At 68.3% G+C, this 14,405-nt stretch carries 12 protein-coding genes; 7 read left to right on the plus strand and 5 right to left on the minus strand.

All coding sequences use genetic code 11. The features are described from left to right. The 3 genes from IQ458_RS05175 to IQ458_RS05185 are packed head-to-tail and all read left to right on the plus strand — an operon-like array spanning window position 1 to window position 4,920. Window positions 1-1,356, plus strand: a complete 1,356-nt coding sequence (locus IQ458_RS05175) for a hypothetical protein (protein WP_203322118.1) — start codon at window positions 1-3, stop codon at window positions 1,354-1,356. Further along, entirely contained in the window at window positions 1,353-2,120 is a 768-nt protein-coding gene (locus tag IQ458_RS05180; RefSeq protein WP_203322119.1) for a hypothetical protein, read from the plus strand. The genes IQ458_RS05175 and IQ458_RS05180 overlap by 4 nt, the downstream gene beginning before the upstream one ends. Then, window positions 2,113-4,920: an AAA family ATPase gene (locus IQ458_RS05185; RefSeq protein ID WP_203322120.1), complete on the plus strand. Its 2,808-nt coding sequence runs from the start codon at window positions 2,113-2,115 to the stop codon at window positions 4,918-4,920. Before IQ458_RS05180 ends, IQ458_RS05185 begins: the two co-directional genes overlap by 8 nt. Window positions 4,921-4,932: 12 nt before the next feature. Here IQ458_RS05185 and IQ458_RS05190 read toward each other — a convergent pair whose 3' ends face one another. From IQ458_RS05190 to IQ458_RS05205, 4 genes are read right to left on the minus strand one after another with little or no spacing between them, the layout of a single operon-like run. Further along, window positions 4,933-5,562, minus strand: coding sequence for a LysE family translocator (locus IQ458_RS05190; protein WP_203322121.1), 630 nt, complete (start codon window positions 5,560-5,562; stop codon window positions 4,933-4,935). Window positions 5,563-5,566: 4 nt separating this feature from the next. After that, a complete protein-coding gene (locus IQ458_RS05195) occupies window positions 5,567-6,586 on the minus strand; it encodes a zinc-binding alcohol dehydrogenase family protein (protein ID WP_203322122.1) in 1,020 nt (339 codons plus the stop codon). A gap of 38 nt (window positions 6,587-6,624) precedes the next feature. Continuing rightward, window positions 6,625-7,656, minus strand: a complete 1,032-nt coding sequence (locus tag IQ458_RS05200) for an aldo/keto reductase (protein WP_203322123.1) — start codon at window positions 7,654-7,656, stop codon at window positions 6,625-6,627. A gap of 46 nt (window positions 7,657-7,702) precedes the next feature. Further along, window positions 7,703-8,899, minus strand: a complete 1,197-nt coding sequence (locus IQ458_RS05205) for an MFS transporter (protein ID WP_183641161.1) — start codon at window positions 8,897-8,899, stop codon at window positions 7,703-7,705. 127 nt (window positions 8,900-9,026) lie between these two features. On the opposite strand from IQ458_RS05205, the gene IQ458_RS05210 reads away from it, so the two are divergent. After that, window positions 9,027-9,956 (plus strand): LysR family transcriptional regulator, encoded by a 930-nt coding sequence (locus IQ458_RS05210; protein WP_203322124.1) that lies wholly within the window; start codon window positions 9,027-9,029, stop codon window positions 9,954-9,956. A 30-nt stretch (window positions 9,957-9,986) separates the two neighbouring features. Here IQ458_RS05210 and IQ458_RS05215 read toward each other — a convergent pair whose 3' ends face one another. Then, on the minus strand, window positions 9,987-10,796 hold the full coding sequence (locus tag IQ458_RS05215) for a DODA-type extradiol aromatic ring-opening family dioxygenase (RefSeq protein WP_235996628.1): 810 nt from the start codon (window positions 10,794-10,796) through the stop codon (window positions 9,987-9,989). 128 nt (window positions 10,797-10,924) lie between these two features. On the opposite strand from IQ458_RS05215, the gene IQ458_RS05220 reads away from it, so the two are divergent. The 3 genes from IQ458_RS05220 to IQ458_RS05230 all read left to right on the plus strand — a co-directional run bounded on the left by IQ458_RS05220 (window position 10,925) and on the right by IQ458_RS05230 (window position 14,386). Beyond that, window positions 10,925-12,376: a bifunctional 2-methylcitrate dehydratase/aconitate hydratase gene (locus IQ458_RS05220; RefSeq protein ID WP_203322125.1), complete on the plus strand. Its 1,452-nt coding sequence runs from the start codon at window positions 10,925-10,927 to the stop codon at window positions 12,374-12,376. Between the two features lie 202 nt (window positions 12,377-12,578). After that, complete coding sequence (locus IQ458_RS05225; RefSeq protein ID WP_203322126.1) at window positions 12,579-13,670, plus strand: OmpA family protein; 1,092 nt, start codon at window positions 12,579-12,581, stop codon at window positions 13,668-13,670. Window positions 13,671-13,885: 215 nt separating this feature from the next. Further along, on the plus strand, window positions 13,886-14,386 hold the full coding sequence (locus IQ458_RS05230) for a hypothetical protein (RefSeq protein ID WP_183638590.1): 501 nt from the start codon (window positions 13,886-13,888) through the stop codon (window positions 14,384-14,386). Window positions 14,387-14,405 lie beyond the last annotated feature (19 nt).

Genomic DNA, 14,405 nt, shown 5'->3' on the forward strand with positions numbered 1-14,405 from the left:
ATGGACGCCGCATCACCTCCCCTGCACGACTACCTGCGCGACGGCATCGCCGCCGCGGATCTGCCGGACCTCCACCCCCTGCTTGCCGCCCGCGATCAGTTGCGGGCCTTCTCGACCCTGTTCCACGGGGGCGAGGAGAACGTCATGGTGCGCCTGCTGGTCTTGCGCACGATCGGCGAGCGCGGGCAGGCGCCGGACTGGAGTCCGCAGGAACTGCGCGACCAGTTCGCGTATCTGGATCCGGTCAAGTTCGACACCGTGCTGGGACGCCTGCGCGAGAACGGCCTGCTGCTATGGGAAGCGCACAGCCAGCGCTACCGCATCAGTCCGGTCGGGCGCCAGGCGCTGGCGGCGATCGGCATGCTGCTGCAGTTCAACCGCGAAGGCGACGAACTGGCCTACGTCACCGCGCAGCTGGCCGCGGGCCAGGCGGTGGGCCGGGTCGGCGCCGACGATCTGCAGCACCTGCTGTCGCGGCTCAACGAACTGCGCGAGGACTTCGACCAGGCCGTGCTGAGCGGTTCGGAACACCGCATCCAGCGCGCCGCCGATACGTTGCAGTCGGTCTGGCAATGGGTGGAGAAGGGCACCGAACTGATTCGCGACATCGCCGCCGACGGCGATCTGGATACCGCGACCCATCGGGTGGCCCAGCAGATCGGCCGCGCGCAGAGCGCGTTGCTGCGCCAGGCGTCGGTGTTCCAGCGCGCGCTGAACCAGCTGGATCGCCACCGCGTGCACCTGGGCGCGAGCGGACTGTCCTCTTCCGACGTCAACCGTTTCCTGCGCGCCCGCGACATCGACGCGCTGGCCGCCCTGGCCGACGACGTGCTGGTGCGCACGCCGATGCCGGCCTTCGTGCTCGGGCCGATCGCCCTGGACGTGGCCGAGTACGAACTGGTCGAGCGCGAACGCGAAGGCCAGGAAAGCACCGCGCTGCCGCCGGCGCAGCAGGCGCCCAGCGATACCCAGGCCCCGGTCGCGCAGAACGACTACGCCCATGCCGAACAATGGCTGGATCAGCTCGCCGGCCTCGACCAGGAGGCCCCGCTGGCCGACTGGGTGCCGCAGGAAAGCTTTGCGCTCAGCGCGTACCGGCTGTCGCTGCTCGGGTTGATCGGCGATGCCGGTGCCGAGAACCGGCAGGGTGTGGGCGCGTCGCTGGCGCAGTTGCCGATGCAGTGGCGGGTCGAACCGGTGTTCGAAAAGGTCCAGCGCGCCGGCGTCGCCTATATGAGCCGCGGCCAGTTGCTGCCGCAATCCGCGCCGACACCTGCCATGCCCGTCGCCACGCGCAAGCCAGACAAACAAGACAAGCAAGACAAACCGAAGAAACGGAAGACCCAGACCGCATGAGTGACCCCATCGCATCCCTGATCGCGCGGCTGCTGGCCGAGCGCTGGCTGCCGCGCGAGGACCGCGCCATGCGCCAGGTCCTGGTCGACGCCGAGCTGCGCGACGATCTCGATCGCCGCCTCGCCGCCGCCGGCCTGCGCCTGCTCGAACATCCCTATGCCGCGCATGTGGCGGTGGGCGTGGCACGCGCGCAGGAGAACGAGGTATTCGGCAACGCCGAGGCGTGGGCGGCCAGCAACCTGTCGCTGGGCCGCGACGCGCTGGCGTTGCTGGTGGTCCTGTGGGCGCTGCTGGTGCTGCCCAAGCGCCAGCGCCAGATCGCGCGCCAGGAAGGCGAGCGCGCGCAGGAACAGGAGCAGATGTTCGCCGAACTCAAGCCGGTGCCGGTGGGCGCGGAAGTGATCGAGCCGATCAACGAACGCACCCTGCTGGCCGACTTCAGCGACAAGCTGGGCGGCAAGGGGCGATTGCAGATGAACCTGGGCGCGCTGCAGCGCCAGGGTTTCATCGTCCGCCGCCGCGAGCGCATCCACGAGGGCCCGCTGCTGGACCTGGCGTTCGACTACGAGCGCATCGCCAGCCGGGTGATGGACGGCGCGCTGTCGCAGGTCATCGAGGAAGCGCGGCAGTCGCAGGCCGCCGCCCGCGAACGCGGCGAGGAAGCGGGCGTGGATGCGTCCGGGAATATGCCGGGCGACGACATGCCCGACGAGGACGCACTCGACGAGAGCGCGTTGGACGAAGAGGTGCAGGCCGATGTTTGAGTTCCGTCAGCTGGAAGTCGTCCACTGGGATTACTGGCAGCGCTACACGCTGCCGCTGGATGCTTCGATCATCACCGTGGTCGGCCCCAACGGCTCCGGCAAGACCACCCTGCTGGATGCGCTGCGCACGCTGCTGGCGATCGATGATCGCGACATGGCGCGCGACTACAAGACCTACCTGCGCCACAACGGCAAGCCCTATGCCTGGTTGCGCGCGGTGGTCAGCAATCCCGCCGACCGGCGCGGCAAGCGCGCGTTCTTCCCATACATGGACGAGCAGGTCACGATTGCCTGCCGGGTGCGCAAGCGCGGCGGCGACTGGTCCCGCGACTACCAGATCGTGCCCGGCGACGTGCCGATCGAGACGCTGGAGCAGGGTGGCGAATGGCTGGGCGTACGCGACTACCGGGTGCGCCTGGCCGGCGCGGGCCTGAGCCGCGCGATCTGCCGCGTGCTGACGCTGGAGCAGGGCGCCACCGACAAACTCTGCCAGCTTTCGCCGCGCGAATTGCTGCAACTGGTGTTCGACGTGTTCGAGGACAAGGCGGTGCTGGACGACTACCAGCGCGCGCGCAGCGAGCAATTCGACGTGGAGAAGGAAATCGGCCAGCTCCAACAGGGCCTGGCCGAGCTCCATCTGCGGCTGGAGTCCTCGCGCGCCGATGTGCGCTCGTTCGAAGACGGCCTGTCGCTGCGGTCGCAGCGCAACCGCCTGCATACCGAGATCGTGCCGAAGGTGGAACTGGCGGATCTGCGTGCCACCATCGAAGGCGCGCGGCCGCGCCTCACCGGCCTGCGCCGCGCGCTGCGCGAACGCGGGCATGCGCACGCCGCGTTGCTGGCGCAGGAAGCCGGCGCGCAGGCGCAGCGCACCACGTTGCAGCAGGCGCTGGCCGAGGTGCGCGCGCGCCAGGCCGAGGCCGAAGCGGTGTTCACCCATGCTCGCGACCATGCGCGCGATGCGGAGATGCTGGTCAAGCGACGCGACGATCTGGATCGCCTGCAGGGTGGACGCAAGGGCGCCGATGTCAAGGCGCTGAGCCGGGAAGTCGAGGAGGGCCGCCGGCGCCAGGCCGAGCTGAAACTGGAAGGCCAGCGCGATCGCCAGCGCGCCGCCGAGATAACCGCCCAGGTCGCCGCGCTCAGCGGCGGCGGTCGGGTCACCGAGCCGTTCGAACGCGACTTCCGTGCCGCGCTCGACGCCAAGGGCATCGGCCACAAGGTGCTGACCGAACTGGTCGAGATTGCAGAGCCGGAATGGGCGACGGCGGTGGAAGCGGTGCTCGCGCCCTACCGCCATCTGCTGGTGCTGGATTCGCCCAAGGACGCCGCCGCGGCGTGGCAATTGGGCGAGCAGATGCAGTACCGCCACTTCCTGGTCGCCGATCGCGCGCCGGCCGACAAGCCGACCCGCGGTTCGCTGCTGGAAGTGGTGCGCTTCCTCGACGACCCGCCGGCGTGGCTGCCGCGCCAACTGGATCGGATCCAGCGGGTGGAGGACGTGCAGGCTGGCCATCGCCTGCCCAAGGGCCAGGACTGGATTACCGCCAAGGGCTATCTGCGCGAACAGCGTGGCGGTCGTCATATCGGCGGCAACGCGCATCACTTCGGCGCGGGTGCCCGCCAGGCGCAACTGGCCGAACTGCGCGCGGAACTGACGGCCCTCCAGCAGCGTGCGCATGCGCGCGAGGAAGAACTGAGCGGGTTGGGCCAGCAGGTCGACGCCAGCCAGGCGCGCCTGCTCGGACTGGGCGCGGGCAACGAACTGGTGACGCGCGCGGCCGAGTTCGCCGATGCGGCCGAACGCCTGCCGGAACTGGCCGAGGCCGCGCAGCAGGCGGCCACCGCTTTGATGGAAGTGCGCACCGAGCTCGATCGCCTGGCCGCCGAGGACAAGGCGGAGAGCATCGCCGCCGCCAGCCGGGCGGGTGAACTGAAGGCGCTGCAGAATGAACTGCGCGAGCGCGAACACCAGATCGCGCAGGAGCGGATGGCGCTGGTGCAGCGGATCGTCGACTTCCGCCGCCGCCGCGCGCAGATGCCGGTGGAGTGGCGCGGCGTGGCCGCGTTGCGGGCCGCACGCGACGAATACGAAAGCGCCAACGCGGTGCGTCGCGAAGTCGAGCGCATCGACGAGCGGCTGGCGCGCGGCGCCTACGTGGAGGACGACGGCTGCGTCGCGCTGCGAGACAAGTTCGCCGCCGACCACGCCGGGCTGGAAGCCGCCATCGGCAAGCGCGAGGCGCACCTGCACCGCGCGCGCAAGTTGACCGAGGAAGCGCGGGGCGCCTACATCAACGTGCTGCGTGCCACCGTCCGCCGCTACCGCAAGAACCTGGTCGCGCTGGGCGAGCTGTCCGGCATCGGCGTCGACGTGGAGATGCCGGAACTGGTCAACGAGGACACCGCGCTGGCGCAGGCGGCCCTGACCGTGCGCTTCGATTTCGATCGCAAGGGCTGGATCGGCCTGGACGACGGCGAAGCGTCCGGCGGCCAGCAGGTGATGAAGTCGCTGCTGTTGCTGGTGGCGCTGCTGCGCGACGAGGAACAACCGGGCGGATTCGTCTTCATCGACGAACCGTTCGCGCACCTGGACGTGGCCAACATCGAAAAGGTCGGCCGCTTCCTGCGCTCGACCGACGCCCAGTACATCCTGACCACGCCGATCACCCACAACGTCAACGTGTTCGAACCCTCGGACCTGGTGCTGGCGACCAGCAAGCGGCGCGCCGGCAGCAGTTGGGCCGAACCGGTGGCGGTGCTCAAGCGCGATCGCGGGCAGGACGCGGCCGCGGCCTGAGTCCGCGCGGCGTCAGGTGGCCTGCCTGCGCAGTCGCAGCAGGCCCAGTCCCAGCCCGATGAACAACGTGCCGCTGAGGCGCTGCCACCAGCGCCCACGGGCGCCACCCAGCCAGCGGCGCAGGTGGCGCGCGGCGGCGACGTAGCACAGGTGCGACAGCACCGTGCAGGCGGCGAAGGTGACGGTCAGCAGCAGGCCCTGCCGCCAGGGCGAAGCCTGCGGCTGCATGAACTGCGGCAGCAGCGCGGTGAAGAACAGGATGCTCTTCGGATTGGTCGCCGCCACCAGCACGCCCTGGCCGAACAACCGCCATGCATCGCCATTCGCCGGCGACAGCGAAGCGTCTGCCGCGAACGGCGGCGGGCTGCGCCATTGGCGGATGCCCAGATAGACCAGATACATCGCACCGGCGATCTTGAGCACGGTGAACGCGGTCGAGGACGCCTGCAACAACGCTCCCAGCCCCAGCAACGCGGTGACCGCGACGACGAACACGCCGGTCGCGTTGCCGAGCGAACTGATCAGCGCCCGCCGCGCGCCCAGCGTGGCGGCATTGGAAACCGCCAGCAGCACCGCCGGTCCCGGCGTGAATGCGGTGATCAGTGACAGCGTGCAGAACAGCCACCAGGCGCCTGCGCTCATGCCGTCACTCCCAGCCCGCCAGCACCAGCTTGCCGATGGTGGTGCCGGACTCCAGCCGGCGATGCGCCTCGCGCAGGTTGGCGGCGTTGATCGGCCCCAATGTCTCGCGATGGTTGCTGCGCAGTTCACCCGCATCGATCAGGCTGGCGGCGCGGCTGAGCAGCCGGTGCTGTTCGATCAGATCGGGTGTCTGGAAGCGCGGGCGCGCGAACATCATTTCCCAGTGGATGCCGACCGACTTGGCCTTGTAGGGATCGCCGATGCGCGGCTCGCCCCTGGGTTCGACGATCAAGCCGACATGGCCGAGCGGAGCAATGATTTCGCCAATCGCGGTCCAGTAGCGGTCGGTGTCGGCCAGGTTCAGCACCGCGTCGACCTGTGAAAACCCGATCGCCGCCAGTTGCGGCGCCAGATCCCGTCGATGATCGATGACGTGCTGCGCGCCCAGCGAACGGCACCATTCGATCGTTTCCGGACGCGAGGCGGTGGCGATGACGGTGAAGCCGGCGCGGCGCGCCAGTTGGATCGCCATCGACCCTACGCCACCGGCGCCGGCGATGACCAGCAGGCTGCGGCGGTTGCATTCGTTGTCGATCGAATAGGGCATGCGGTGGAACAGCAGCTCCCAGGCGGTGATGGTGGTCAGCGGCAGCGCCGCGGCCTCGGCGAAGTCCAGCGTCGCCGGCTTGCGGCCGACGATGCGCTCGTCGACCAGTTGGAACTGCGCGTTGCTGCCGGCACGGGTGATGTCGCCGGCGTAGTAGACCTCGTCGCCGGGCGCGAACAGGGTCACCTGGTCGCCGACCGCCTCGACCACACCGGCGGCGTCGTAGCCGAGCACGCGCGGCGGATCTTCCTGCTGCGGCTTGGGCGCGCGCACCTTGGTATCGACCGGGTTGACCGAGATCGCTTCCACCCGCACCAGGATGTCGTGGCCGGTGGGTTCTGGCTTGGGCAGTTCGATGTCCTGCAGGGATTGCGGATCGTCGATGGGCAGGTAGCGGGTAAGGCCGACGGCTTTCATGGGGGACTCCGGTTGCGACGAGGATTCGGGCGAGTGATTCAGACGGGAAGCGGGCTGCGCTCGGCGAACTGCCCGCGCCAGTAGGGATAGTACGGATACGGCGTTTCGGTCGCGCTCACGGCGTCAAGGCGGGCGATCTGATCCGGCGTGAGCTGCCAGCCGACCGCGCCAAGGTTCTGCTTCAGCTGCTCTTCGTTGCGCGCGCCGATCAGTACGGTCGACACGGTGGGACGCTGCAGCAGCCAATTGATGGCGATCTGCGGGACCGCCTTGCCGGTCTCGGCGGCGATTTCATCGAGGACGTCGACGATGCGGTACAGGCGTTCGGAATCCACCGCCGGACCGATCGCGGCGGTGTCGTGCAGGCGGCTGGTTTCCGGCAGCGGCTGGCCGCGGCGGATCTTGCCGGTCAGCCGGCCCCAGCCCAGCGGACTCCAGACCACCGCGCCGACACCCTGGTCGAGGCCCAGAGGCATCAGTTCCCATTCGTAATCGCGGCCGATCAGCGAGTAGTAGGCCTGGTTGGCGACGTAGCGGCTCCAGCCGTGGCGCTCGGCGATGCCCAGCGATTTCATCAGCTGCCAGCCGGAGAAGTTGGAGACGCCGAGATAACGCACCTTGCCCGCACGGACCAGGTCATCGAGGGTGGAGAGGGTCTCCTCGATCGGCGTCATCGCATCGAAGGCATGCAGTTGCAGCAGGTCCAGGTAGTCGGTATCCAGCCGCTTCAGCGAAGCGTCCACCGCCTTGAGCAGGCGCAGCCGCGAGGTGCCGGCGTCGTTGGCGCCGTCGCCCAGCCGCAGCCCGGTCTTGCTGGACAGGATCACCTGGTCGCGGCGGCCGCGCAGCGCTTCGCCGAGGATGGATTCGGACGCGCCGTCGGAATAGACATCGGCGGTGTCGAAGAAATTGATGCCGGCTTCGATGGACAGATCGATCATGCGGCGTGCTTCGGCGACATCGGTGTTGCCCCAGGCGCTGAACAGCGGACCCTTGCCGCCGAAGGTGCCGGCACCGAAGCCGAGCGCGGAGACTTTGAGGCCAGAACGGCCGAGAAAACGGGTTTCCATGGAATGTCCTAGAAGGGAGAAGGGGAGGGGAAAGGTAGGAGGTGCGTCAGGCGCACTCGCCGGCGCGCAGTGTGGCCGGAGTGGCGGCGTCGCGAAGCTGGCGGCGCTCCAGCGCGATGCTCCACAGCGCCACCACGAAGGCCGACAGCGGCACCAGCGCGCCAATCCAGGTCAGCGCGGACAGGCCGGCGCCGTGGGCGATGACCAGGCCGCCCAGCCAGGCGCCCATCGCATTGCCCAGATTGAAGGCACCGATGTTGAGGCTGGAGGCCAGGCTCTGCGCGGCGCCAGCCTTCTGCAGCACCCACAGCTGCAGCGGCGAGACCGTGGCGAACGCGGCGGCGCCGAGCAGGCCGGTGAACAGCACCATCGCCCAGCGGCTGTGCAGCGCGAAACTCATCAGCCCCATCACCAGCGCCAGCGCGATCAGCGTGCCGAGCAGCGCCGGTTGCAGGCGGCGGTCGGCGAAGCGGCCGCCCAGCAGGTTGCCGACAATCATGCCGACGCCGAAAACAAGCAGGATGGGCGACACCGCCGCGTCGGCGAAGCCGGTGATCTGGGTGAGCAGCGGCTGGATATAGGTGTACACGGTGAACATGCCGCCGAAGCCCAGCACCGTCATCAGCAGGCCCAGCAGCACCTGCGGCTGCGCGATCGACTTCAATTCCTCGCGGAAGGCGATCGGCGCGGTGTCGCCGCGATCGGAGGGCACCAGCGTGGCGATCACGATGGTGGCGATCACGCCGATCGCGGTCACCGCCCAGAATGTCGCGCGCCAGCCGAACTGCAGACCCAGCCAGGCGCCGGCGGGCACGCCGAGCAGGGTCGCCACGGTCAGGCCGGTGAACATGATCGAGATCGCCGACGCCTTGCGGTCCTCGGCCACCAACCCGGTGGCGACCACCGCGCCGACACCGAAGAAGGTGCCATGCGCCAACGAAGTGATCACCCGCGCGATCATCAGCGTGGTGTAGTCCGGCGCGATCGCGCAGGCCAGGTTGCCGAGCGTGAAGATGATCATCAGCGCCACCAGCACCGCCTTGCGCGGCATCCGGCTGGTGGCTGCGGTCAGCAGCGGCGCCCCGGCGAACACGCCCAGCGCGTAGCCGGAGATCAGCAGCCCGGCGGCGGCGATGGAGACATGCAGATCGGTGGCGACCTGCATCAGCAGGCCCATGATGACGAATTCGGTGGTGCCGATGCCGAATGCCCCGGCGGTCAGGGCGTACAGCGCGATCGGCATACGGGAGCGGGGGGCGGCAGCGGTCACGGGGAAGGGTCCGGGTGGAGAAGGTGCGCACTCTGGACCTTCCACAGATTGCGAAAAAGCGCGAATATGTCGAATCACTATCAATGAATATTTGATAATCATGGACCGTGTCGGCGACCTGACCCTGTTCCTGCGCGTGCTGGACCTGGGGTCCATCACCGCGGCGGCGCACAGCCTGGACCTGTCGGTGGCGGTTGCCAGCCAGCGGCTGAAGCGGCTGGAGCGCGAACTGGGCGTGCGCCTGCTGCACCGGACCACCCGTCGCCTGCACCCCACCCCGGAAGGCGCGGCGCTGGCCCAGCAGGGCCGGGCGCTGGTGGAGGATCTGGAGTCGCTGGGCGCCGGCCTGCGCGAAGCCGCCACCGAGGTGGCCGGCACCCTGCGGGTGACCCTGTCGGCGACCTTCGGACGGCAGTACGTCTCGCCGCTGCTGCCCGCGTTCCTGGCCGAGCATCCGAAACTGCGGATGGCCGTGCACCTGAGCGATCAGGTGGTCGATCTGGTCAGCGAGGGCTTCGATCTGGCGATTCGCATCGGCGCGCTCGAGGACTCGGGGCTGGTCGCACGCCGCATCGCGCCCAACCGACGGCTGCTGTGCGCCTCGCCGGACTATCTGCGGCGGCGCGGGCGTCCGTTGCATCCGGAACAACTGGCGCAGCACGAATGTCTGCTGCTGGTCGGCAGCCAGGGTCGGCAGGATGTGTGGCGGTTGCAGGATCCGCAGGGCAAGGAGGTCGCGGTGCGGGTGAACGGACGCTACGAAAGCAACTTCGGCGAACTGCTGCGCGACGCGGCGGTCGCGGGCGAGGGCATTGCCGTGCATTCCCTGTGGCATGTCGCCGACGACCTGCGCGCCGGCCGGCTGGAAGTCGTGTTGCCGATGTACCCGCCGGCCACCACCGCGATCAGTGCGGTGATGCCGCAGCGGCGGCTCGTGCCGCCGCGGGTGCGCGCGTTCATCGACCTGCTGGCCGCACGATTCGGCGAGAACCCGCCCTGGGAGCAGGGACTTCCCTCGCTGGTCGGCTGAACGTCCGGTTCGGGCGCGCCGGTCGGCGCCTCAGGTCCAGGTGTCGAAGGCGAAGGCGTCCAGCGCCAGGCCCGCCATCTCCACGTCGCGATGCAGCAGCCGGCCGTGCGCGCCGTCGCCACCCGCGCCAAGGGCGACGTAAAGCGGATACAGGTGTTCCTGGGTCGGATGGTTGCGCAATGCTTCGGGCAGCGCGCGCCAGTCCAGCGCGCCGGCGGTGTCACCCGCCTCCAGTTTCGCGCGCAGCGCGTCGGTGAACGCGGCGACCCACGGGAACTCGGCGGCTCCGGGGTTGCGCCAGTCCAGCGCGCGCAGGTTGTGTGAGAAACCGCCGGAGCCGACCACCAGCACGCCATCGGCGCGCAGCGGCGCGAGCGCATGGCCAACCCGATAGTGCTCCTCGGCGTCGCCGTCCGGATTCACCGACAGCGCCACGACCGGTATGTCCGCCTGCGGATACATGCGCCGCAGCGGCACCCAGACGCCGTGATCGATGCCGTGCTGATCGTCCTGGCGCGCGTCGATGCCGGCCTCGCGCAGCAGTTCGAAGACCGTGCCGGCCAGCGACGGCGAGCCCTGCGCCGGATAGCGGATTTCGTACAGCGGCGCGGGAAAGCCACCGAAGTCGTGGATGGTGCGGGGCGCGCCGGTGGCGGTGACGGTCGGAACCGCCGCCATGAAGTGCGCCGACGCCACCACGATGGCGCGGGGACGCGGCAGCAGTTCGCCGAGCCGATCCAGGAACCGGCCGGTGGGCGAGTCCTCGACCGCCAGCATCGGCGAACCGTGGGAAAGGAAGACGGCGGGAAGCGCGGCGGGAGTGTCCATGCCGTGCAGCATGGGCCTGCTCCGGGCCTACGCCAATAGACGGCGGCACACCGATGTGTTGCGGCGCCGGAACGCCCTGCGAAGCCGGCGCGGGATCGGGTTCTGGCAAGATGGCGATGCCCTCAATCCAAGGAGGCCCCATGAGCCAGGATGATCTGCGTTCGGCGCGCCGCCCGGATCCCGATCCGCCGATGGTCCAGGTGGCCGACTATGTCGTCGACCATCGCATCGACTCGGCCGAGGCCTACGACACCGCCCGCTGGGTGCTGCTGGATTCGCTGGCCTGCGCGATGCTGGCGACGGAGTTTCCCGAGTGCGCCCGCCACCTGGGACCAGTAGTACCCGGAGCGGAGATGGCCGGCGGCGTCCGGATACCGGGAACGGTCCACGAACTGGATCCCGTCCAGGCGGCGTTCGCCATCGGCACCCAGATCCGCTGGCTGGACTTCAACGACACCTGGCTGGCCGCCGAATGGGGGCATCCGTCCGACAACCTGGGCACCCTCTTGGCGCTGGGGGACTATCTGAGCCGGCAGGCGCGCCGCGAAGGCCGCGCGCCGATGACGGTACGCGACCTGTTGGGCCATGCCATCAAGGCTCACGAGATCCAGGGCGGCTATGCGCTGCTCAATGCCTTCAACCGGGTTGGCCTGGATCACGTCATCCTGGTCAGGCTGGCCTCCACCGCGGTGGCGACCCACATGCTCGGCGGCACCCGCGGGCAGATCATCAATGCGATTTCCAACAGCTGGATCGACAACGGCGCCTTGCGCACCTATCGACACGCGCCCAACACCGGCCCTCGCAAGAGCTGGGCGGCGGGCGACGCCTGCCGCCGTGCGGTGATCCACGCCTTGAACGCAATGAAGGGCGAAACCGGCTACCCCAGCGCCCTCAGCGCCCCGGTCTGGGGCTTCTACGACGTGGCCTTCGGCGGCCAGCCGTTTCGCTTCGAGCGACCCTTCGGCAGTTACGTGATGGAAAACATCCTCTTCAAGATCAGCCATCCCGCCGAGTTCCATGCGCAGACCGCGGTCGAATGCGCCCTGCGCCTGCATCCGCAGGTGGCGCCCCGCCTGGACCAGGTGGAGCGCGTGGTCATCGAGACCCAGCAGGCGGGCCAGCGCATCATCGACAAGACCGGCCCCCTGGCCAACTACGCCGATCGGGACCACTGCCTGCAATACATGGTGGCGGTGCCATTGATCTTCGGGCAACTGGAAGCAGGGGACTACGGCGACGTCCGTGCCGCCGATCCGCGCATCGACTGGCTGCGCAAGCTGATGATTGTCAATGAGAATCCGGATTTCACCCGAGACTATCTGGATCCCGGCAAGCGTTTCATCGGCAACGCGGTGCAGGTGTTTTTCAGCGACGGAAGCCGGACGGAGCGGATCGCGATCGATTACCCTGTCGGCCACCGGCGTCGGCGGCAGGAGGGCATGCCGCTGCTGATGGCCAAATGCGAGGCGGCACTGAGGAGGTGCCTGCCGGAGGACCAGGTCGACCACCTGATGGCGTTGGCGAGGACCCCGGAGCGCCTGGATGCGCTGGCCATGGACGACCTGATGGCGCTGTGCCGGGCCGCATGAATTGCCGGCACGGACGAGACAATTTCCTTGGCCGGGTGGACTTGTTATGGTACCGTTAACGCTGTCTTCACTTCCTCCCGCATAATCTGTTCAGGATGGCGAGCGTGACGGCCGTCCGCACAACCATAAGAAAGCTGGAAAAAACGCGAGTTTTAAGTACGTCGGTTTTTCTACAACTGCTGATTTAGACAAGGAGCTGCAAATGAACAAGAAACTGCTTTGTGCCGCGCTGCTGAGCGGTCTGAGCCTGGCGCAGGCTGCTTCCGCCCAGGAGTTCGACGACCGTTGGTACCTGACCGGTTCCGCCGGCATCAACGTCCAGGACAACGACCGCAACACCGACGACGCCCCGTTCGGTGCCATCGGTCTGGGCAAGTTCATCAGCCCGAACTGGTCGCTGGATGGTGAAATCAACTACCAGAACACCCAGTTCGAAAAGAACGTCAACCTGAACTGGAGCCAGTACGGCATCTCGCTGGACCTGCGCCGCCACTTCTGGCTGTCGGACCGCAACTGGCATCCGTACCTGCTGGCCGGCCTTGGCCTGCAGCGTTCGGAAGAAGAGTTCGACGCGTTCCCGAACGCGAACTCGCCGGGTGAGCGCAAGGACAACAACTTCGCCGCCAAGCTGGGTGGTGGTATCCAGGCCAAGCTGGGCCGCGTCGGCGTCCGCACCGAACTCGCCTACCGCATCGACTTCGACGACCAGGCCATCGGCCCGTCGTACGACGGTTCGATCGATGACGGCGACGACTTCGCCGATCTGCTGGCTTCGGTCGGCATCATCATCCCGCTGGGTCCGGAAGCCGCTCCGCCGGCCCCGCCGGCTCCGGCACCGGCTCCGAGCTGTGCGGATTTGGATGACGACGGCGACGGCGTCAACAACTGCGACGACAAGTGCCCCGGTTCGCAGGCTGGCCAGACCATCGGTCCGGACGGCTGCCCGGTCCCGGTTTCGATCGACCTGAAGGGCGTGAACTTCGACTTCGACAAGTCGGTGCTGCGTCCTGACGCGGTCGCCATCCTGGGCGAAGCCGTCGAAATCCTGAAGCGCTACCCCGACCTGAAGGTCGAAGTCGCCGGCCATACCGACGCCGTCGGTACCGACGCCTACAACCAGGGTCTGTCGGAGCGTCGCGCCAAGGCCGTGTACGAGTACCTGACCAGCAATGGTGTTGACGCTTCGCGTCTGATTGGCCCGAACGGTTACGGCGAGAGCCGTCCGATCGACACCAACGACACCAAGGAAGGCCGTGCGCGCAACCGTCGTACGGAACTGAACGTCCAGAACTAATCGGACGTCGCTTCCCGCAACACGCAAAGCCCGGCCTCGTGCCGGGCTTTGTTTTTGCATCGCCGACAGGGCACGCCAGTGCGCTCTTCCGCCGCCTCGTCCGTGCGCACAGGCACAGAAGCGTCAACCACTTGGCGGAAACAGGTGAGGCTTTTCTTGATATCGCGAACGACGCTTCTTACACTGCGGATTCGTTCGATTGCCGGGGTATCCGCATGCGCCATCTTCTCCTTGCCGGGCTGACCGGCCTTGTCGCCATCCCCGCCGCGAACGCCGCCCAGAACTGCAGTGGCAGCCTGGTCCAGCCCCCGTTGCCGGTTCGTGCCACGGTGCTGGAACCGGTGGCGTCCGAGTTCACGCCCACGGTATCCCAGCTGGGTGCGCCCAGCGGCGTGCTGACGCAGGCGTTGGACGAGGCGCTGTCGGTGGATCGGGTCCTGATGCGTCTGCGCATCGAAGGTTGCCAGAACGTGGCCAAGGCGATGCCCGCACTGCCCGCGGCGGCCAATGCGAACGATCCTTCGGGCTACAAGCCGAAGACCCAGTACGACAACACGCCGTGGCGCTTCGACATGAACCAGAACGGCAAGCGGATGACCGCCGAGGAATTCGACGCCTGGATGAAGGCACGCGGCGTGCGCGTGGCCAAGGGCGCCGGCACCGCAGCCCCCGCGCCGGCGGCACCGGCCGCACCCGCGCCCGAAGCCAAGAAGTAATCCCGACCTGCGCAGCGGC

This window comes from Pseudoxanthomonas beigongshangi (assembly GCF_016820515.1).
GTDB lineage: Bacteria > Pseudomonadota > Gammaproteobacteria > Xanthomonadales > Xanthomonadaceae > Pseudoxanthomonas_A > Pseudoxanthomonas_A beigongshangi.

Bases quoted from the DNA above. Each gene is read 5' to 3' on its own strand.
- IQ458_RS05175 (WP_203322118.1), top strand. From the start codon at position 1: ATGGACGCCGCATCACCTCCCCTGCACGACTACCTGCGCGACGGCATC.
- IQ458_RS05180 (WP_203322119.1), top strand. From the start codon at position 1,353: ATGAGTGACCCCATCGCATCCCTGATCGCGCGGCTGCTGGCCGAGCGC.
- IQ458_RS05185 (WP_203322120.1), top strand. From the start codon at position 2,113: ATGTTTGAGTTCCGTCAGCTGGAAGTCGTCCACTGGGATTACTGGCAG.
- IQ458_RS05190 (WP_203322121.1), bottom strand. From the start codon at position 5,562: ATGAGCGCAGGCGCCTGGTGGCTGTTCTGCACGCTGTCACTGATCACC.
- IQ458_RS05195 (WP_203322122.1), bottom strand. From the start codon at position 6,586: ATGAAAGCCGTCGGCCTTACCCGCTACCTGCCCATCGACGATCCGCAA.
- IQ458_RS05200 (WP_203322123.1), bottom strand. From the start codon at position 7,656: ATGGAAACCCGTTTTCTCGGCCGTTCTGGCCTCAAAGTCTCCGCGCTC.
- IQ458_RS05205 (WP_183641161.1), bottom strand. From the start codon at position 8,899: ATGCCGATCGCGCTGTACGCCCTGACCGCCGGGGCATTCGGCATCGGC.
- IQ458_RS05210 (WP_203322124.1), top strand. From the start codon at position 9,027: ATGGACCGTGTCGGCGACCTGACCCTGTTCCTGCGCGTGCTGGACCTG.
- IQ458_RS05215 (WP_235996628.1), bottom strand. From the start codon at position 10,796: ATGCTGCACGGCATGGACACTCCCGCCGCGCTTCCCGCCGTCTTCCTT.
- IQ458_RS05220 (WP_203322125.1), top strand. From the start codon at position 10,925: ATGAGCCAGGATGATCTGCGTTCGGCGCGCCGCCCGGATCCCGATCCG.
- IQ458_RS05225 (WP_203322126.1), top strand. From the start codon at position 12,579: ATGAACAAGAAACTGCTTTGTGCCGCGCTGCTGAGCGGTCTGAGCCTG.
- IQ458_RS05230 (WP_183638590.1), top strand. From the start codon at position 13,886: ATGCGCCATCTTCTCCTTGCCGGGCTGACCGGCCTTGTCGCCATCCCC.